16 protein-coding genes are annotated in these 18,476 nt (G+C 64.9%); 8 read left to right on the top strand and 8 right to left on the bottom strand.

Annotated elements, in window-relative coordinates; translation table 11 throughout:
* Positions 1–11 precede the first annotated feature (11 nt).
* The 4 genes from EP7_RS18930 to EP7_RS18945 all read right to left on the bottom strand — a co-directional run bounded on the left by EP7_RS18930 (position 12) and on the right by EP7_RS18945 (position 4,656).
* A complete protein-coding gene (locus tag EP7_RS18930) occupies positions 12–716 on the bottom strand; it encodes a radical SAM protein (protein ID WP_463523535.1) in 705 nt (234 codons plus the stop codon).
* A 63-nt stretch (positions 717–779) separates the two neighbouring features.
* Complete coding sequence (locus tag EP7_RS18935; protein WP_463523537.1) at positions 780–3,011, bottom strand: redoxin domain-containing protein; 2,232 nt, start codon at positions 3,009–3,011, stop codon at positions 780–782.
* A gap of 98 nt (positions 3,012–3,109) precedes the next feature.
* Positions 3,110–4,252 carry an ATP-grasp domain-containing protein gene (locus EP7_RS18940; RefSeq protein ID WP_463523539.1) on the bottom strand — a complete coding sequence of 381 codons (1,143 nt, stop codon included), beginning with the start codon at positions 4,250–4,252 and terminating at the stop codon, positions 3,110–3,112.
* Positions 4,253–4,329: 77 nt separating this feature from the next.
* Entirely contained in the window at positions 4,330–4,656 is a 327-nt protein-coding gene (locus tag EP7_RS18945; protein ID WP_463523541.1) for a DUF6370 family protein, read from the bottom strand.
* 335 nt (positions 4,657–4,991) lie between these two features.
* On the opposite strand from EP7_RS18945, the gene fae reads away from it, so the two are divergent.
* From fae to EP7_RS18970, 5 genes are all read left to right on the top strand, one after another.
* Positions 4,992–5,495 (top strand): formaldehyde-activating enzyme, encoded by a 504-nt coding sequence (fae, locus tag EP7_RS18950; RefSeq protein ID WP_463523543.1) that lies wholly within the window; start codon positions 4,992–4,994, stop codon positions 5,493–5,495.
* Between the two features lie 103 nt (positions 5,496–5,598).
* Positions 5,599–6,486 (top strand): NAD(P)-dependent methylenetetrahydromethanopterin dehydrogenase, encoded by an 888-nt coding sequence (locus tag EP7_RS18955; protein ID WP_463523545.1) that lies wholly within the window; start codon positions 5,599–5,601, stop codon positions 6,484–6,486.
* Positions 6,487–6,491: 5 nt separating this feature from the next.
* Positions 6,492–7,532, top strand: coding sequence for a DUF1464 family protein (locus EP7_RS18960; RefSeq protein WP_463523546.1), 1,041 nt, complete (start codon positions 6,492–6,494; stop codon positions 7,530–7,532).
* A 61-nt stretch (positions 7,533–7,593) separates the two neighbouring features.
* Positions 7,594–8,610 (top strand): DUF1559 family PulG-like putative transporter, encoded by a 1,017-nt coding sequence (locus tag EP7_RS18965; RefSeq protein ID WP_463523548.1) that lies wholly within the window; start codon positions 7,594–7,596, stop codon positions 8,608–8,610.
* A gap of 87 nt (positions 8,611–8,697) precedes the next feature.
* On the top strand, positions 8,698–9,753 hold the full coding sequence (locus tag EP7_RS18970; RefSeq protein WP_463523550.1) for a ComEC/Rec2 family competence protein: 1,056 nt from the start codon (positions 8,698–8,700) through the stop codon (positions 9,751–9,753).
* Here EP7_RS18970 and EP7_RS18975 read toward each other — a convergent pair.
* Genes EP7_RS18975 through tyrS form a run of 3 tightly spaced genes read right to left on the bottom strand, consistent with a single transcriptional unit; the run spans position 9,740 to position 13,057 of the window.
* Positions 9,740–10,708, bottom strand: coding sequence for a lysophospholipid acyltransferase family protein (locus EP7_RS18975; protein ID WP_463523552.1), 969 nt, complete (start codon positions 10,706–10,708; stop codon positions 9,740–9,742). The genes EP7_RS18970 and EP7_RS18975 overlap by 14 nt on opposite strands.
* A 16-nt stretch (positions 10,709–10,724) precedes the next feature.
* On the bottom strand, positions 10,725–11,792 hold the full coding sequence (locus EP7_RS18980; protein WP_463523554.1) for a Gfo/Idh/MocA family protein: 1,068 nt from the start codon (positions 11,790–11,792) through the stop codon (positions 10,725–10,727).
* 47 nt (positions 11,793–11,839) lie between these two features.
* Positions 11,840–13,057: a tyrosine--tRNA ligase gene (tyrS, locus tag EP7_RS18985; protein WP_463523556.1), complete on the bottom strand. Its 1,218-nt coding sequence runs from the start codon at positions 13,055–13,057 to the stop codon at positions 11,840–11,842.
* A gap of 232 nt (positions 13,058–13,289) precedes the next feature.
* Here tyrS and EP7_RS18990 point away from each other — a divergent pair, with 232 nt between their 5' ends.
* Together EP7_RS18990 and EP7_RS18995 are read left to right on the top strand one after the other, a co-directional pair.
* The gene (locus EP7_RS18990; RefSeq protein WP_463523558.1) at positions 13,290–13,637 is read left to right on the top strand and encodes a hypothetical protein; all 348 of its coding nucleotides are present in this window, start codon (positions 13,290–13,292) and stop codon (positions 13,635–13,637) included.
* 153 nt (positions 13,638–13,790) lie between these two features.
* A complete protein-coding gene (locus EP7_RS18995) occupies positions 13,791–14,768 on the top strand; it encodes a DUF1559 family PulG-like putative transporter (RefSeq protein WP_463523560.1) in 978 nt (325 codons plus the stop codon).
* A 129-nt stretch (positions 14,769–14,897) separates the two neighbouring features.
* Here the strand turns inward: EP7_RS18995 and EP7_RS19000 are convergent, their stop codons facing one another.
* Positions 14,898–15,983 carry an alpha/beta hydrolase family protein gene (locus EP7_RS19000; protein WP_463523562.1) on the bottom strand — a complete coding sequence of 362 codons (1,086 nt, stop codon included), beginning with the start codon at positions 15,981–15,983 and terminating at the stop codon, positions 14,898–14,900.
* 537 nt (positions 15,984–16,520) lie between these two features.
* Between EP7_RS19000 and EP7_RS19005 the strand changes: the two genes are divergently transcribed.
* On the top strand, positions 16,521–18,449 hold the full coding sequence (locus EP7_RS19005) for a redoxin domain-containing protein (protein WP_463523564.1): 1,929 nt from the start codon (positions 16,521–16,523) through the stop codon (positions 18,447–18,449).
* Positions 18,450–18,476: the final 27 nt, after the last annotated feature.

Raw genomic sequence — 18,476 nt, forward strand, 5'->3', positions numbered from 1 at the left:
TTGGGCTCCCGTCAAACGCCCCGGGCATCGGGGGCCCAGAGCTGCTTGTGAAGCTGGATCTGGAGGCGGATGGGACGCCCGGACTCGAGGATCCAGGCGGCTAAGTCCGTCGGGTTGACCAGCCCGAATGCGGGGCTCATCAGCACGGCACAGCGTTCGATCAACGCATGCTCGCCAATCGCGTTGAGCGACCAATCGAAATCTCGACGATCGCAGATGACGAACTTCAATTCGTCCGTCGGTTTCAGGAGTTCGAGATTCGACCAGAGGTTCGCCTCGTGCTCCCCCGAACCGGGCGTCTTCAGATCGAGGATGACATGAACTCCGGGTGGCACCTGCTCGATGCCAACTGCGCCACTGGTCTCTAGCAAAACCTTGCGGCCGGCTTCGACGAGTTGGTGCATGAGAGGGTAAACCTCCGCTTGAAGCAGAGGCTCGCCGCCCGTGACTTCGACGACCGTATCCCCCAGCGCGAGGGCTCGGCCGACGAGTTCGTCCAGCGCGACGAGGTCTCCCTGGCCGAACGAGTATCGGCTATCGCAATAGCTGCAACGAAGGTGACAGGCGGTCAGCCGGATGAAGGTGCATGGGAGCCCCGCATACAGCCCTTCGCCCTGGATGCTCCGGTAAACCTCGTTGACGAGCAGGGTCCCGGGTGGCCTGAGGGCGAGCGGCTTCAATCTGGCGGCGAGTTTCGCATCGGTCGGGGAGATCACGTGGCCTTACCGAGGAGTTCGAGTCTCTGATGGGCTGGTGGCGAGACGATCGAGGCCGGTCGCTCAACGAGCTGCCTGGGAACCGGCCTCGAATTTCAGGATCCGATTGATCCGCTCGATCTCGCCTTTAAGGAAGTCGACGTCGAGGAACGGATCTGCGGAGACGCGGCTGTGTCGGACCTTCCCCTTCGCGTCGATGAAGAAGGTGCCGTGCAGCGGCACGTCCTCGAAGTCATCGAAAACCTTGTAGGCTTTGAATCGATCGAGCGACGGATTCGAGAGGATCGGCATCGGGAAGTTGACCCCTTCCGCGTTCGTCTTCAGCGCTCGTGTCGCCTCAACGTCGTCGGTCGAGACGGCCACGATGTCGGTGTTCAGCTTCCCGAACGCCTCCAGCTCCTTGCCGAAGAGTTGGAGTTGCTGCATGCAATGCGGGCACTTTCCGCCCAGGAAGAAGAGCACGATCACGTTGCGACCGGCGCGGGAGGACAACGACCAGGTCGCTCCTGACGTGTCCGCAAGCTCGATCGGCGCCGCGGAATTCGGCTCCCAGCCAAGTGGGCCGAGGGTCGTCAGGTCGATTCGCCCGGTCTCCTGCGTCTCCCCGGGAGGCGTGGTTTCCCACACCTTCGTGAACGTCGCTAGCCGCGACATCACAGGCAGTTCCTTGTCCGCGTTTCTTGCCAGTGCTGTCAGTTTACGGTAGGCCTCGCGGGCCTCTGGCTCCTTCCCGCAGGCATGCAAGACCTCGACGAGCGCGGCCAGGGGCGGGATCTGGCTCGGATTGTTCTCGACGGCTTTCTTGGCGGTCGATTCGGCGAAGCCGAAATTTCGGGCGGCCAGTTGGGCCCTTGCCAGGGACTCGGGCCTCATCCGACCGGCCTTGCCGAATCGCTCGAAGGCCGCGCTGAGATCGGCATTCAGCAGAGCCCGGTGCCCTTCGAGCTCGGCGATGAGTGGGGCGTTCGAGTTCCGGGGTTCTTCACCCTTTTTCGAGGCGTCGGCGGGCTTATCCGGCTTGGGAGTCGCTGCAATGAGGGCGTTGAGCTGAGCGCCCAGCTTGTCCTTATCCCCCTTGGCGGCATAAGCCAGGCCCAGATGATACGCCTTCAGCGCCGCCTCTTCGGGGAGGTCGGACCAGTCGATCTGGCGTGACTCGATTGCCCCGAGCAGGTCGTCCCAGAGCTCGTACCGGGCCAGAACCTCGGCCCAGCGGAGACGCCCCACGCGTTGCGCCGAGCCGCCGTCCTTGGGCCCATTATTGGCGGGATCCCGGGGCTGCTCCACGAGGTTGCGGGCGACCTCGACGGATTCGCGGACCCGGCCGACGTGGCTCAGGCTGGTCGCCAACCACTGGTTGTTATGCGCGTAGTTGAAGATCTGGAACGGCATCGTGCCGTCGCGAGCCATCGCGGCGTGGTCGACCCGGGCCGAGCCTTCCTGCTGATAGGCGGCGTCGGCGAACCGATTCAGGCTGGTGTAGGTGTGGCCTGGCATATGCCAGGCATGTGCGATGCCGGGCGCGGTTCCCGCGTAGAGGCCCGCCGATTTCTCGGCGCGGGCTGGTTTCTTGCCGTCCCAGAGGTGGATCCGGTAGTGGTGGGCCCCAGGGTGTACCGGCTCGTCGCGGATGACGCTTTCGATGAGCATGTCGATGGCCTGACGGCTGCCGATCCCGTCGTCCTGGCTCGATTGCCAGGTCGCCATCGCCAGCCAGGCACGCGCATTGAAGTCGTCTGGGAATTCCTGAACGATCGTTTCCAGGCCGAGCAGGAAATTCTGCCTGGCCCCCTTGTCGACCTGCTCCGAGGCGAAAAGGGCACCGAGGGACTCGATGTAGAGTTCCTCGCGACGCGACGGCTTCGTCTTGCCGGCGCGGGTGAGTGCCTCGGCCAGGAACCCTCGGGCCCGCTTCGGGTTGTTCACGTTCGCCATCGCCATGCCCCAGTAGACCATGGGGCAACCGGGATCGAGCTTGGCGGCCTGGCGGAAGGATCGCTCGGATTCGTAGTAATAGAATGAGTGGAGTTGGGCGACTCCTTGATCCACGAACGCCTGAGCCTGAGGGATCTGGGTGGTCACCGCGAAGTGGACCTTGCCCATGCCGGGGAGCAAGGCCGCGGCCTGGCGCGGGCCTTCGTTGAACGCATCCCCGTGCAGCGAGTGCCCCGCGGCCGGCGTGGCTGGATTTGATTCCGTGGGCGAGGGAGTTGGCCTGTTCGGCTCGTCGGCGAGGGCTCTGCCGCAACATGTGATCGCCGTCAGCAGGAAAATCCGCAAGCGTTTCTTCGTCATCGAATGGTTCCGCCAGGCCGCCGACGATTTCCTGTTGCGGGGTCCGCCACCCAGGCCCGCTCCCGATCTGCCATCTTACTCTCGAGGTCGCCCATCCGTCAGCAGAATGCCTCGTCCGGTCCGAGGCCCAGCGATCTGGTCCAGCCTGCGAGTTGATCATCGAGGGCATCGAGCACTTCGATTGCGGTTCGTCCGGTGACATTCACCGTCAGCACCGGCTGACCTGCCTCGAAGGGCTCGCCAGGTTCCGGCAAATCCGAGAGCCAGCAACCCGGCAATGGGCCCGAATCTGGAATCAGCGGCAGATCAGTCGCCGGCATGACCCAGTCGCGGGAAGCGAGGATCGTTCTTTTCGCGGCGAATGAGACCGCCGGCCGAACTCGGGGGTTACCGACACTCGGATTGGGCTTGAAGCAGCGGGCATGCTCGACCAGGAGGCTCGAGCCGGTCGTCCATTCCAGGATCTCGACCGAGGATGTGTACCGAGGGTTCACTTCGATGACCGCGAACGATTCCTCGTCCTGGATGAGATCGACCCCGAAGATTCCCCGCAGATGAAAATTGGTCGCCAGAAATCCCCCAAGTCGGAGGATTTCGGTACGCACAACCGGCGAGACCTGCCATGGGCCGACGCTGCCCAGATAGAGGAACGGATTCGGCCCGTTCGATAGGATCTGACGCGTCAATCCGACGAGCCGGGTTCGGTTTCCGTCGCCGAGAAAAATCGCTGAGAGAGGTGTCCCGACGACCAGGCGCTGGAGGTAGAAGCCGTCCGCGATCGAATCATTTTGGCGAGCGTCCCAGTGCTCGATCCCCAACCCACCCCCGGATGCGTAAGGTTTCAGGAGCCATGGGCCGGTATCGACGGGCACGGTCTGGGCGATGTCCGGGTAGCAAAACCCGCTCGAGGCCAGTCCGCGGGCCAGGCGTTCGGGATCGCGGACTTCCTTCAGCACATCACCCGGCTGGCCCCAGAGCGGGCGGTCGCGGACGAGCTGATCGATGAGGTCGGGCCGGTTCTCCAGCGGTCCTGTGTAGAGGAACGGTCCGGTCGGTAGTGACCGGGCCATGCGCTCGATGTCGGCCGGGGAGAAATCCTGGTCGAGTCGAATCGACGGACCTAGCCGCCTGAGGTCGCGGTCGGCATAAAAGTCGATGCCCGACGGTGAGAAACCGGCGTCTCGGGCCGACTGGGCCGCGGCACGCACGCTGGCACCCAGGATCAGGACATTGGTTGCCAAGGTCGCCTCGAGGCAAAAAAAAGGCCGTGCCTCTTGTGAGAGGCACGGCCGGCATGCATTCAGCGATCGGGCGGCGTTCAGTCTTCGACGACTTCGATCTTGGAGACGGTCAGGACCTTCTTGCCGTCCTCTTCCTTGACGGTGCCGGTCGCCTTGACCTTCTTGATCTCCTGGCAGACGTTCTTGTGGAACTTGTCGCTGACGTCATTCTTGGCCAGGTAGTAGGTGATCTTCTTGCCGTCTTCCTCGGTGACGATCACGTTCTGACACTTCGGGGTTTCCTTGAGCGAGCACTTGGCGCACTGGCCCTCGCCGGTGATCGTCTTGTCTTCGGCGGCCAGGGCGACGAGGCCCAGGGACGAGGCCAGGGCCGCGACGGCGAGCATCGAGAAAAGCTTCTTCATAGCGAATCAACTCCGGACTAGATCGCGTGGGCAGACCTGGATCGCGCGAGCGCGAGCCAAGGCAGGGCGGCACGACGGCCGTGCCGGACATGGCACATTCGAGCAAACTGGGGACCGTTAAGCAACTCAATTTGTCCCACATTGAATCAACATTCGACCCTGCGGCGCGAACTGGTGGGACTTGCGGTTCGATTCGGTGCTGGTATCATGCCAGGCCATGCTGGCCCTTGCGGGCCTCGTGCGAGCATCGTTGATGCGAAGGGGGCTGAGGCCGGCCGTTTTCCCGGCCGGTTTCGCCCCGACCTGCCCATATTTCCCAGGGAGTTCCCGCGACCATGGCCAGCGACTACACCCTCCTCGTCGGCGAGGCCCTCTCGGGCGACGGCAACGAAATCGCCCACATCGACCTCCTCGTCGGCACCAAGGACGGTCCGGTCGGAGCCGCATTCGCCGCCGCCCTGGCCAATCAGTCGGCCGGTCACTCGAACCTGCTGGCCGTGCTCACCCCCAACCTCGCGGTGAAGCCCGCCACCCTGCTCGTCACCAAGGTGACGATCAAGGGGATGAAGCAGGCCGTCCAGATGTTCGGGCCGGCCCAGTACGCCGTCGCCAAGGCGGTCGCCGACTGCCTCGCCGAGGGGACCATCCCCAAGGATCAGGCCGAGAAGCTCGTCATCATCTGCGGTGTGTTCATTCACCCCGCCGCCGACGACAACGCCAAGATCCTCAAGTACAACTACGACGCCACCAAGCTCTCCATCGAGCGGGCGTTCAAGAGCTCCCCGTCCGCCGACGAAGTCATCGCCGGCAAGGACACCGCCAAGCACCCGTTCGCCTGACACCAGGCTGAATGGCTGCTGCTGGGATTCCTCGACGCGTGCCGGACGGGCAACCGACCCGGCACGCGCCACATCCATGTTTCGACGGCAGGGGGCCGGATTCATGGCGGGCGAGACACCGGGCCAGAAACCGAGCATCCTCCTCCAGCTCGATTCCGACCCTCAGCCGAGCGTCTTCGACGCCGTGGTCGCCGTCGACTCGGGCGTCGCGCATCTGCTCAGGCACGGCGGGGTTACCCCCTCGGCCGTGCGAGACCTCGTCCACGGCGCCCTCTTCACGCGCGGCCTCGACGACCTGAAACGGACGGCTATCTTCGTCGGCGGTTCCGACGTGGTTGCCGCCGAGGCGATCTTCGGTGCGGTCAAGGACGCCTTCTTCGGGCCGTTCCGGGTCTCCGTGCTGTTCGACGCCAACGGCTCGAACACAACCGCCGCTGCGGCCGTCCTCGCGGCCCTGGAAGGCTGCGAAGGCTCGGTCGCCGATGTGCCATGCGCCATCCTCGGAGGGACAGGCCCGGTCGGACAGCGAGTCGCCCGGCTGCTTTCCGGATTCGGAGCACGCGTCGCGGTCGGCTCGCGTGACGCGAGCAAGGCCGATGCCTGCGCCCGGCGGATCCGGGAGATCACCGGTGGCGAAGTCGTCGGCTTCGCCGCGCAGGATCCCGACCAACCTGCCGAGCCCTTGCGGAACGCCCGGGTCGTCATCGCCGCGGGAGCTGCCGGCATACGCCTGCTCTCCGCAGGGGCGAGGGATCAACTCGCCGACCTGAAGGTTGCGATCGACCTCAACGCGGTCCCTCCGCTGGGAATTGGAGGGATCGAGGCGACCGACAAGGGCGTCGAGCGCGGAACCTTGAAGGTCTGGGGAGCACTTGGGGTCGGCCGGACCAAGATGAAGATCCACAAGAAGGTGTTGCGAGAACTCTTCCTCACCAATGACCGGGTCTTCGACGCCGAGCAAGTTCTCGAGCTCGGCCGGGCCGGGATCTAGGTTCCATGGCGAGGGTCGTCGGCTGCGATCCGGGGACGAGCAGCCTCGACCTCCTTCTCTGGTCAGAGGGGCGGGTCGTCGATCAGGCGCGATTCATGCCCCAGAGTCTTGCCGACGGTGCCGGCCCACTGCTCGCGAAGTTGGATGCCTGGGCACCTCTCGACCTGGTTGCCGGGCCATCGGGATACGGCCTGCCGCTCGTCCGTGGAGAGCAAATCACTCCTCGCGACATCGCCCTGATGGCCTTGCCAGCCTCCGGCGATCTTGGTGTCGACGCGGGGATCGCCGGTTTCCGATCGAGGTCGGCAGCCCTGGTCACGTGCGGACACCCCCTGGTTTTTTTGCCGGGCGGGATCCACCTCCCGACGATCCCGGCCCACCGCAAGCTCAACGCGGTCGATATGGGAACTGCAGACAAGATCGCTGTGGCCGCACTCGCGCTCTGGTTTGATACCGAGCGGGGGCACCGTCCGGCGGCCGAATCGACCTTCTGCGTGGCCGAAATCGGCAGCGCGTTCACGGCCCTACTCGTCGTGGACCAAGGCAGGGTCGTCGACGCGGCAGCCGGATCTCGGGGGCCGATCGGCCTGAAGTCGGGAGGAGCCTGGGATGGCGAAGTCGCCTGCCTCATCTCGCCACTCTCCAAGCGCGACGTATTTCGTGGGGGGCTGGTCGATATGGGCGAGCCCGGCCTTGATGCGTTCCTCGAATCGCTGATCAAGCATTCAGCTGGCCTCAGGGCCGTGACACCGTTTGATCGGATCTACCTCTCAGGCGCTGGGTTGGCCGATGCCGAGGTTGGCCGGATCGTCGCGCGAGCCTTCCAGTCGTTCGAAGATGTTCGCCCACTCCCGTCGTTAGACGGTGCCTGGGTCAAGCACGCGGCGCAGGGGGCGGCCCTCATCGCCGACGGCCTGATGGGGGGTGAATGCCGTGTGCTGATCGAGGCCCTAAGGCTGCGCGAGGCGAGCGGAACATGCCTGGATTTCCTGACCTGCCGCGGCCGGATCGGCGATCCGGGGCGGTTCGGCCTCGCGGCCGATTGACGGCGAGCCGCTTTCGTTTTACTCTTGTCAGAGAAGCAGCCCGAGGCCGGACGCGAGGCGGATGATGCGACGACGTGGCTTTAGCCTGATCGAATTGTTGATCGTCGTCTTTATTATCTTCCTGCTCATCTCGATCATCCTCCCGTCGATCTCCTCGAGCCGCGAGGCGGCTCGGCGGGTTGGATGCATCAATAACATGCGGCAGATCGGTCTCGGGATCCACAATTACAAGTTTACTCATAACGTCATCGTGCCGGGCCGGATCTGGAGGAGCGGCGAGAATCCTTGCGGCCTCGTCCCGGGCGACGAATGCCAGGATACCCCCTGGCAGGCCCTGCTCCTGCCCCATCTCGAGCAACAAAGACTCTACAATTCGATCAACATGGAGGTCGGGACGTGGGGGCCCGGAGCGTCGGGCTATCTCAGCAATTCCGGCGTTATCGCCACTACGCTGACAGCGTTTCGATGCCCCAGCGACGGCGCGGGATCTTTTCAATTCCCGTCGAGCATCGCCGACGCCTCGATCTCCGGGGTCGTCGCTTCCCGCTGCAATTACGCGGCGAACTGGGGGAATACGACCTGGTCGCAGCATGACCTTGAGGGGAAATCCGGTGCGGCTCATCTGAGGTCTCCGTTCGGCCATCGGGCCAACGTGCGCGACGAGCAGATCAGCGACGGGCTGAGCCAGACGGTCTTCGTCGCCGAGGTCCGTTGCGGGGCCGAGAATGACGTTCGGGGGGCCTTCTGGATCAGTCAGGCTGGCAGCAGTATGTACATGTCGGGCCTGACGCCCAATGGAATCACCCATCGGTATGGCCTCAATGAGGGCCGGGGCGATTATCTCGTCGCTCCGCAACTCTGCGTCGATAATCCCAAGGACGGGCTCCCCTGCACCGGCAATCCGCAGGGACTTCCGGGTCCAACCTTCGCCGGGTCGAGGAGCGGGCACCCAGGTGGTGTTAATGCCCTGATGGGCGACGGCAGCATCCAGTTCCGGCGCAACTCGATCTCGCCTGATGTATGGATCGCGATCCACACGATCTCGGGCCGCGAGATCGTCGACGGTCGAGGGTATTAGAGGCCGCACCCCCGCGTTACCATGCGGCCTTCAGGCCGGCCCATCGAGGTCGGCCAGTTCGTCGAACTGGACCGGGAGAAGCGACCGATGAGATTCCGCCCGAGACTGCTGGCGTGGGCCCTACTGCTGCTATCCGTCACCCGTCTGCCGGCTCAGGCCGGCGAACTCGAGATCTACTTCATCGACGTGATGGGCGGCGCCGCCACGCTCGTCGTGACGCCCGAGCGTGAGTCGATCTTGATCGACAGCGGTTGGCCCGGTCTTGGTGATCGCGACCCCAAGCGGATCGTGCATGTGCTCAAGGACGTGCTCAAGCTCGACCACATCGATCACCTGGTCACGACCCACTGGCACATGGATCACTTCGGCGGCGTGGAAGGGCTTTCCAGGCTGACCAGGATCGACCATTTCTGGGACCGAGGACTGCCCAATCTTGCCGCGGCCGACCAGGACAAGGCCCTCTTCCCGGACGGCCCGAAGGCGGATGACGCACTCGGAATTGCCTATCTGAAAGCGTCCAAAGGGAAGCGGACGACGCTGAAGGCGGGCGATCGCCTGCCCCTCAAGGGGAAGGTCAACGCGTTGGTCCTGGCCGCCAGCGGGGCCGTCATCGAAGGCTCCGACTTCCCGGTCAACCCCCTCTGTGCCAACGCGCCTGCGGACCTTCCCCCGGACCCGAGCGACAATGCCCAGAGCATCACCCTGAGATTTCGCCTGGGTGCGTTCGACTTCCTGGACTGCGGCGACCTGACCTGGCGGGCCGAGAAGCGGCTCGTCTGCCCGCTCGATCGCATCGGACCGATCGACCTCTACCAGGTGACCCACCACGGGATGGACATCTCCAATCATCCGACGCTGCTTCAGACGGTGCGGCCCAAGGTGGCCATCATGAACAACGGCCCGCGCAAAGGGGGGAGCGCCGAGACGGTCGCACGCCTGCGCGGGATCGACTCCATCGAGGCAGCTTATCAGCTCCACAAGAACGAGGAGACGGCCGCGAGCGAGAATGTCGAGGCGAGTCGGATCGCCAACGCCGACAGCGCCGGCGGCAAGTACATCAAGGTGAGCGTGTCGGAAGACGGTTCCAAATTCGGCGTTCAGATCAACGGCGAGGGCGAGGTCCGGACCTTCAAGGTGGACTGACGATCTCGGATTCCGGCGCGGCGGGGGCCTTCGACGAGGGGGCCCGCTTCGCCTTGGGTTTATGCTTCCAGCGCCGATGGAGCCAGAGATACTGCTCGGGGTCGCGGCGGACGATTCGCTCCAGGGCCGAGGTGTATCGCTGGGTCAGCAACCGGGCGTCGTCGGCCGTTCCGGTCCATTCGGACGGCAGGATCAGCTCCTCGCAGCCCACTTCATAGCGGAACCCGGGGCCGATGCGGCGGGCGTAACCCACGACGACCGGGGCCTTGTGCTCGATGGCCAGCAGCGCGATCGCCTTGTGGGTCGATGCCGGCCGGCCGAAGAAGTCGACGAACATCCCGCGCTCGCCGGCATCCTGATCGGCGAGGAAGGATAAGACCCCGCCTCGCTTCAGGACGTCGAGCATCTCGTCATATCCCCCCTTCTTGGGGATCAGCTTCTGGCCGGTCCGCTCGCGGAACGAGCGGAGGAAACGCTCCAGATGCGGGTTGTCCAGCGTCCTGGCGACGGAGTAAGGGGGGAAACCGAAGACGCCGAACAGGTATCCGGCCATCTCCCAGTTGCCGAAGTGGCCGCTGAGCATGATGACCGGGCCGCCGTCGAAGAGTCGCTCGAGCACATCCCGATAACTCTTCAGCTCGATCCGATCGCGCCAGGTCTCCAGGTGGAGCTTTCGGGGGATGTGGAGGATCTCCATTAACATCCGGCAGAAATGCCGATAGACCTCGCGGACGGTGCGGTCGCGGTCTTCGGGCGACATCAAGTCGCCATAGGCCAGCTCCAGGTTCTCCAGGGCGACCTTGCGGTGACGCTTGTCGACGCGATAGAGCAGCGCGGCGAGGCCGTCGGCCAGGGCATACGACTGCTCGAGGCTGAGGATCTGGGCGAAGCCGACGAGAAGGCGGACGGCCAGGTAGGAAATGTAATCGAGGGCCCGGTTGCGGGGGCGTGCCATGGGCTGTTCGCTCCGTTTACCGGCTGTCAATCAGCGGGAGATGCACGGCGGCGCCGGTCCTGGCCGACTCGTAGATAGCGCGGATGATCTCGACCGACTTGCGGCCCTCCCGGCCGTCGACGGCCGCCGGGACGCCCCGGTCGATGGAGTCGAGGAAGTCGGCGAGTTGCTCGCGATGGCCGGCGTGGCCGATCGCTCGCGGGTCGCTCGCTCCCGCCGCGAAGCCGGTTCCGCCGGCGATCGACAGTCGAATGGCGTCGTCTCCCTCGCCGTGCTCCGCGAAGGTCCAGAGCGTGATGTCGTCCTGTTCCACGCGGGCAGAGCCCCGGTCGCCGTGGATCTCGGTGCGCTTGAGCAGCCCCGGGAACGCCGAGGTCGCGGCCTCGATGACCCCGAGCGCCCCGTTTTTGAAGCGGATGGACGCGACGGCGGTGTCTTCGACCTCGATCCGCTCATGAACGAGGGTGGCCGTCATCGCCTGGACGGCGGCGACGTCGCCCATCAGCCATTGGAGCAGATCGACGTTGTGGATCGCCTGGTTCATCAGGGCCCCGCCGCCGTCGAGGTCCCAGGTCCCACGCCAGCCGCCCGAGTCGTAATATTCCTGCGTCCTCCACCACTTCACGTGAGTATCCCCCAGCGTGAGCCGGCCGAACCGGCCGGTGTCGATGGCGGCCTTCAATGCCACGTTCGCCGGGGTGAAGCGCGAGGGGAAGATGGTGCAGAGGCGGACCCCGGCGCGGTCGCAGGCCTCGATGATGGCGTCGCACCGCGGCAGGGTGATTTCCAGGGGCTTCTCGACGACGACGTGCTTGCCGGCGGTGGCGGCCTTCACGGCGGGGTCGAGGTGGGCACCGCTCGGAGTGCAGACGCAGACGACGTCGAGGCCGGGATGGTCGAGCATCCGGTCGAGGTCGTCGTAAACCCTGCAGTCGCCGTCGGACATCGTGGCGATCTTGGCCCCATTGGCCTCGGAACGGCTGAAGGCCGCGACTACCGAGGCCGCTTCGATCTCGTTGATCGCCCGGGTGTGGAACTCGGCGATCATCCCGCAGCCGATGATCCCGATGCCGTGCTTGGCCATATCTGCCTCGCCAAGGTTCGTTGCAAGGATTTTGATTTATTCAATCGTTAAGAGAGGCGAACGCGGGCAATTTTCCGCTTGCCGACCCGGACGATCAGGCCGTCTTCGACCGCGATGATCGCCTTCGGATCCGCGATCGCCGTCCGGTCTTCGCCGACGTTCACCCCCCCCTGCTCGATCGCCCTGCGTGCGTTGGACGTGCTCGTGTCCAGCTTGAGCGCGACGATCAGGTTGGCCAGCGGCATCTGCCCTTCGGCGTCGAGCAGGGTGCGCGCGAGCGACGCATCGGGGATGACGTCAGGGTCTCCACCCAGGGCCCGCTTGCGGAACAGGGCTGCGGCGGATTCCGCGGCCTCGGCGCCGGAATACATTCCGACGATCGACCGGCCGAGCACTTCCTTGGTGTCGCGCGGGTTCACTCCCTCGGCCAGGAGCCTGTCGACCTCGTCGAGCGGCAAATCGGTCAGCAGGGTGAAATACTGCCGCATGGGGCCGTCGGGGATGCTCATGATCTTGCCGAACTGGTCGGCGGGCGACTCGGCCACGCCGATGTAGTTGCCCAGGCTCTTGCCCATCCGCATCGTGCCGTCGGTGCCGACCAGGATTGGCATGGTCAGGGCGATCTGCGGTGCCTGGTCGCGGCTGCGCTGGAGGTCGCGGGCCACCATCAGGCTGAAGAGCTGCTCGGTGCCCCCCAGCTCGACGTCGGCCTTGACCTCGACGGAGTCCCACCCTTGCATCAACGGATAGAGGCATTCGTGGAGATAGACCGGCTTGGCGGCGCTCAGTCTCTTGGCGAAGTCCTCGCGCTCGATCATCCGCGAGATGGTCATCTGCCGGGTCAGGTCCAGGACGTCCAGGAACGACCATTTGCCGAACCAGTCGCCGTTGTGATGGACCTCGGCGCGGCTGAGGTCGATGATCTTGCCGACCTGCTTGAGATAGTCTTTGGCGTTCTCGGCGACCTTCTCCTCGGTCAGCGCCACGCGGCTCTCGTCGCGGCCAGAGGGGTCGCCGACGAGCGCGGTGTAGTTGCCGATGATGATGACGGCGGTGTGGCCGAGGTCCTGGAACTGCCTGAGCTTACGCAAGGGAACGGTGTGGCCGAGATGGACGTCGATACCGGTGGGGTCGATGCCATACTTCACGCGGAGCGGCGTGTTCGTCGCGACCGATCGCTCCAGCTTCTTGACGAACTCGTCCTCGGGGACGATCGCCTCCACGCCGCGCCTCAGGATCGTGAGCTGTTCAGCAGCCGTTAACATCGCAGGGCCATCCGTCGGATCGGGCATTCGTCGTCCCACTAAGAGGCAGGATTGTAGGGGAAGGCGGCTCGAAGGGGCAAGGTCGGCGTGGGCCGACAGACGACCCACCGGGATGCTCGTGGAATTCCTGAACCGCAGGCTTGACTTCGGCTTTCCGTCGCGTCGATGATCGTTGCTGAAGGATTCTCGGCCCCGCCCTCGTCGATGGGCCGAGCTGGAATCCCGGAGGTCGATGCGAACCGTGCTCCACCTGCGTCGATGGTTGATCCTGGCCTACTCGCTCTCCACCTTGGTGGCGACGCTGGGCCACGACCATCACCGCGAGCCAGAGATTCTGTTCGCCGAGGCGGGTTGCGACGACCAACGGTCGCACTTCGCGAGCCACGAGGGGACCGACCTCTCGAACTCGTTCTCCGAATGCCCGATCTGCCAGTATCGCACTGGCCCGCAGATCGAGCAGACGCAGGTCAGCTTCATCCCGGACGCCGCGGCGTCCGGCGAGCTTGCCATCCTCTCCGAGCCGGACGCCGTCGTCCAAGAGCTCCGATGGGTCGCGACGAGGGGCCCGCCCCGAGCCTGACGATTGCCCACCGAGATGGAGGCTTGGTGACCTTGGTGCGCCACGTCTCCGGTGCTGTCGCCCGCTCGATGCGTCGATCCCCTCGTTCCCATGGGTTAGCCCCGTCGCGTCCCACGATGCGCCGGCGCGATCTCGTTCGATCCGGAGAGTCCTATGTCCGCCACCAAGAATGGTGCCGGCGCCGCTCATGCACGCCGCGCCTTCACGCTGATCGAATTGCTCGTCGTCATCTCGATCATCGCCGTCCTGATCGCTCTGCTGCTGCCCGCGGTCCAGAGCGCCCGAGAGGCGGCCCGACGCATCCAGTGCGTCAATAATCAGAAGCAAATCGGCCTGGCCCTGCACAATTACCACGACTCGCACCAGACATTCCCACCCGGCTATGTCAGCCACTGGAAGCTCGACGGTAGCGATCCTGGTGTGGCCGACGATGACATCGGGCCTGGCTGGGCTTGGGGCAGCATGATCCTGCCGTTCCTTGAGCAGACCAACCTCTTCAACGCGATCAACTTCACCCAGACCGTGGGGGTTCCCGCCAACACGACCGCGGCGCTGCGCCGGGTCTCGGGCTACCTCTGCCCGTCCGATACCCCACCGGCGACCGTCCCCGTGCGGAACGAGGCCAATACCGCGACCATCAATACCGTTGGGACCAGCAACTACACGGGCATGTACGGGCTCGGCGAGATTGGCGAGGCGCCCGGACGCGGGTCGGGGACGTTCTTCCGCAACAGTAAGGTCGGCCTGAATGACATGAAGGACGGTTCGAGCCAGACGATGGTGGTGACCGAGCGGAGCCACAACCTCAGTTATGTGACCTGGATGTCCCGGAGCCCCGGCGGATGGCTGTTCAAGACCTCCTCGCTGGAAGGGGGGACCGACACCTTCCATGTGGAGCCCGAGGAGGCCTTCACGATGGTCCTCGGGCCCATCGAGGTCGACGACGAGAGCCGGACCATCAACCATCACAAGGCCCATGTCGAGGACATCTGGAGCCGTCACACTGGGGGGGCGAATATCCTCTTCGGCGACGGCTCGGTGAGGTTCCTCAAGGACGGGATCAACGCGTCCGTGCTGCGAGCCCTGGCGACCCGCGCCGGCAACGAAATCGTCAGCTCCGACAGCTTCTGAGCGGGCAATGCAGGGCCGGACTTTCGAACTCATCCGCGGCGTCCCGGCGATTCGTCTCGCCGGTCGGCCGCGGGAGTCGTCCCGTCGGTCGTCGATCAGGGATTGGTGAATCGGCATCGATCCGATCGATCAAGGTCGGTGCTTGAAAGTCTTGTCGAGGAATTCATAAGCGGTCAGGCGCGTGGCATCGGGGAAGTCGTGCTCGGCGTCGGGATAGGCGGCGACCAGCGAGTCAGGGGCCCCGAGGAGGGCATAGATCGGCCCGGCGGCCTCGATGCAATCGCGGACCCCCTGGACCTCGAAGTTGTCGTCGTGGGTGGGCGAATTGGTGAAGAACGGACGCGGTGCGAGGGCTCCGACGAGTTCGGGGAAATCGAACGGAACCCTCGTCAGGTCGAGGTCGTAGTCCTCCTTCAGCCGGGGCATGTAACCCTTGTGCGACCAGCCGGTGATGTTGCCCTTGTAGTACTGCGGGAAGCTATTGAAGCCGGACGACGAGACGATCGCGGCGATTCTCGGCTCGAACGCCGCCGTGAAGATCGAGTTGTGCCCGCCCAGCGAGTGGCCGATGACGCCGATGCGGGCGGGGTCGACCTCCTTCATCCCTTGCAGCAGGTCGACGGCCCGCATGTTATCCCAGATGGCCTTCATCGAGGCGCTGGCGTATCCCAGGGCGTAGGCGTCGACCTTGTGTTCGCCGAAATTGGGATAGTCGGGGCTCAAGGTGACGTAACCTCGTTCGGCCAACTCCTTGGCATAGCGGAGGTGCGGCTTCCCACCCAGGCCAACGGGCTCATCCTTGCCGATGGTCGTGGTCTGGTGCAGGCAGAGCATCGCCGGCCTCGGGCCCGAGGCCGGCTTCTTGGGGACGAGGAGCCAGGCCGGAACGCGGTCGCCCGGCTCGCTGGCGTAGGTGATCTTCGTACGCGTGTAGGCGGGCTCGTCGAACGTCTCAACGACCTGGACATCGAGCGGGACTCGGCGACCAGCACCCGGGACGGGCCCCATGACCCGCTGGAGGTTGCCCATGACGTGGGCCCGCCGCACCGACCAGTCGGCGGGCGTCTTGGCCGGGACGGACTGGCCTGCGGCGTCGCGGACGACCAGGAGATTGGCATGGTCGGTGTACGTGGGGACCTCGGGCTCGACGGCGAGGGCGGCCGGCGTGACGAAGGTCAGGATTCCCAGCAGTGTCTTGAGCGTCGAACGATTCATGGGCGACCTCGGGCATCGGGTGTTTAACCAAGGTGGAATGTCCGGTTTCGAATGGCCAGTCGCAAGTCCCACGTTCAGGCTGAAATGGAGAAGCCCGGGTTCGTTTCGTGATTTCAATTCGTGCAGCTGATCGGACGCTCGGGTTCGTTTCGTTTTTTGAAGTTCCCTACGCCTCTTTACGCTTCGGCCGTTTCCTGAGCGGCGAACGAAGCCCTCCTTCATAACTATCCTTAAAAATGAGAGCTACCTCCCTACTATTTCTTGATTAGTGAGATTTTCTCTGAATTTCTCAGTGTTCCCGGTTCTGGTCCCATGCACGGAGGTTCGGGCGGGCCGACGACACCGACGACACTCGGGGACTGGGGCACGTCATCGGCGGTTTGATTGGGATTGCCGGGAATGCCGGAACGGGCGATCCTGCGGGGAATGGCCCGGAGCCCGATCGGTTGGCTCCGTGGATCTTCCGGCGTTTGGCGCCGGCGGATGCGGTTGGCGGGGGGGAGGCCTCCGCCGGGTTGGGTGGGAATGGAGGCTGCGATGCGGTCCTTGAAGACGAGCCTGGCCGTGGCCTGCCTGCTGGGGATCGCCCCCTCGGGCGTCTTTGCTCAGACGGTCGACGGGCTCCTGCGGTTCAAGCCGGTCGTGGCGGGCGTCGAGTACGACATCCCGGCCGACCCGCCTGCGGTCGCCGCGTGCAAGATTGAGATCATCAGCAAGAACGGTAGCGGGTATGCGCTGCGCGACGGCCAGGGGCAGCTCCTGCGCAAGTTCGTCGACACCAACCAGGTCAAGGATGCCAGCGGCAAGGCGAACCTCGACCAGTGGAGCTATTACAAGGACGGGTTCGAGGTCTATCGCGAGCTCGACCTGAACGAGGACAAGAAGCTCGACGAGTGCCGCTGGATGAACTCCGGCGGGACCCGGATCGCGGTTATGTCAGGTGGGGCGATCCAGGCCTGGAAGCGGATCTCGGCCGAGGAGGCCTCGAAGGTCCTGGTCCAGGCGCTACTCGCCGGCGACCCGGCGCTGCTGGAGACCGTGATGGCCACGCCGGCCGAGTTGACGGCCCTGGGGGTGCCCAAGGGGGTGGTCGATCAGGCCGCAGCGGCCACCGAGACCCGCAAGGGGAAGCTCAAGGACCTGGTGACCAAGCTCGGCTGGAGCGACCAGACAACCTGGTCGGGCCTGAACGGGCAGATGCCGCACCTCCTGCCGGCCGATGCCGGGCTCAAAGACGACCTGATGGTGTACGAGAATGCGATGATCTCGGCCAGCAAGGGGACGAAGGGGACCGAGGAGTCGTACCTCCTGGTTCCCGAGTTGGTGAAGATCGGCGAGACCTGGAAGTTCGTGGCCCTGCCCGCCGCGGTCAAGCCGGGGGACGGCCCGATCCCGCTCGTCGACGCCAGCATCCGGTCGGCCCTATACCGCGAGGCGGCCCCCGAGGTCGCCAACCGCGACCCCAAGATGGATGAGGCCCTGAAGAAGCTGGCCGACTACGACGCGGCCAAGTCCGACCTGCTGTCGAGCACCGACGTCAAGGAAGTGCTGGCCTATCATTACAACCGGATCCCCCTGCTGCGCGAGGTCTCGAAGGTGGCCCCCGCGGAGGAGAAGATCAACTTCGACCGCCAGGTGGCCAATGCCCTGGCCGAAGGGGTGGCCACCGGCAAGTTCCCCGAGGGGATCAAGTACCTCGACGGCCTGATCGCCGAGAAGGGGAAGATCGGCTCATACGCGGCGCTCCGGAAGATCGGGGCCGAATATGCGCTGGCGAATGATGAGGCAGGCGCGACGCCGGTCGCGGTTCAGAAGAAGTGGCTGGGCGATCTCAAGGCGTTCCTGGAAGCCTATCCCAAGAGCGACGAGGTGCCCGACGCGCTCTATCAGCTCGCCTGGACCAGCGAGGTGAACACCGACGAGGACGAGGCGAAGCTCTACTACGCCCGGCTCGCCAAGGATTTCCCCGACACGACCACCGGCAAGAAGGCGGCCGGTGCGCTCCGACGGCTCGATCTGGTCGGCAAGCCATTCGACCTGAAGGGGACCGGCCTGACCGGCAGCCCGGTCGACCTGGCCCGCTTCAAGGGCAAGACCGTGTTGGTTACGTTCTGGGCGACCTGGTCGGGCGACGTGAAGCGCGAGACGCCCGAGCTGCTCAAGGTCTACGAGGCCCACAAGGCGCAAGGCTTCGAGATCGTCGGCGTGAATCTGGACACGGAGAAGGCCGACCTCGAGGCTTTCCTCAAGGAAGTGCCGACCCCCTGGGCCCAGATCTTCGAGCCCGGCGGCCTGGAAGGGCGGCTGGCGCAGGAGTTTGGCATCTTCGCGCTGCCGACGATGATCCTGGTCTCTCCAGAGGGCAAGGTAATCAACCGGGGGATGCGGTTGGTCTCGCAGGTCGAGGCACAGCTCGACAAGGTGCTCGGGGCCGGCGGCAAGGGCGTCGCGCTCGGACCGAAGTGATCCGAGCGACCCGAAAGGGACGGCGTA

The organism is Isosphaeraceae bacterium EP7, assembly GCA_038400315.1.
Lineage (GTDB): Bacteria > Planctomycetota > Planctomycetia > Isosphaerales > Isosphaeraceae > EP7.

What these genes read in the sequence shown, in the direction of transcription:
- EP7_RS18935 (WP_463523537.1), bottom strand. Translation starts at nt 3,011, where the DNA reads ATGACGAAGAAACGCTTGCGGATTTTCCTGCTGACGGCGATCACATGT.
- EP7_RS18945 (WP_463523541.1), bottom strand. Translation starts at nt 4,656, where the DNA reads ATGAAGAAGCTTTTCTCGATGCTCGCCGTCGCGGCCCTGGCCTCGTCC.
- fae (WP_463523543.1), top strand. Translation starts at nt 4,992, where the DNA reads ATGGCCAGCGACTACACCCTCCTCGTCGGCGAGGCCCTCTCGGGCGAC.
- EP7_RS18955 (WP_463523545.1), top strand. Translation starts at nt 5,599, where the DNA reads ATGGCGGGCGAGACACCGGGCCAGAAACCGAGCATCCTCCTCCAGCTC.
- EP7_RS18960 (WP_463523546.1), top strand. Translation starts at nt 6,492, where the DNA reads ATGGCGAGGGTCGTCGGCTGCGATCCGGGGACGAGCAGCCTCGACCTC.
- EP7_RS18965 (WP_463523548.1), top strand. Translation starts at nt 7,594, where the DNA reads ATGATGCGACGACGTGGCTTTAGCCTGATCGAATTGTTGATCGTCGTC.
- EP7_RS18970 (WP_463523550.1), top strand. Translation starts at nt 8,698, where the DNA reads ATGAGATTCCGCCCGAGACTGCTGGCGTGGGCCCTACTGCTGCTATCC.
- EP7_RS18975 (WP_463523552.1), bottom strand. Translation starts at nt 10,708, where the DNA reads ATGGCACGCCCCCGCAACCGGGCCCTCGATTACATTTCCTACCTGGCC.
- EP7_RS18980 (WP_463523554.1), bottom strand. Translation starts at nt 11,792, where the DNA reads ATGGCCAAGCACGGCATCGGGATCATCGGCTGCGGGATGATCGCCGAG.
- tyrS (WP_463523556.1), bottom strand. Translation starts at nt 13,057, where the DNA reads ATGTTAACGGCTGCTGAACAGCTCACGATCCTGAGGCGCGGCGTGGAG.
- EP7_RS18990 (WP_463523558.1), top strand. Translation starts at nt 13,290, where the DNA reads ATGCGAACCGTGCTCCACCTGCGTCGATGGTTGATCCTGGCCTACTCG.
- EP7_RS18995 (WP_463523560.1), top strand. Translation starts at nt 13,791, where the DNA reads ATGTCCGCCACCAAGAATGGTGCCGGCGCCGCTCATGCACGCCGCGCC.
- EP7_RS19000 (WP_463523562.1), bottom strand. Translation starts at nt 15,983, where the DNA reads ATGAATCGTTCGACGCTCAAGACACTGCTGGGAATCCTGACCTTCGTC.
- EP7_RS19005 (WP_463523564.1), top strand. Translation starts at nt 16,521, where the DNA reads ATGCGGTCCTTGAAGACGAGCCTGGCCGTGGCCTGCCTGCTGGGGATC.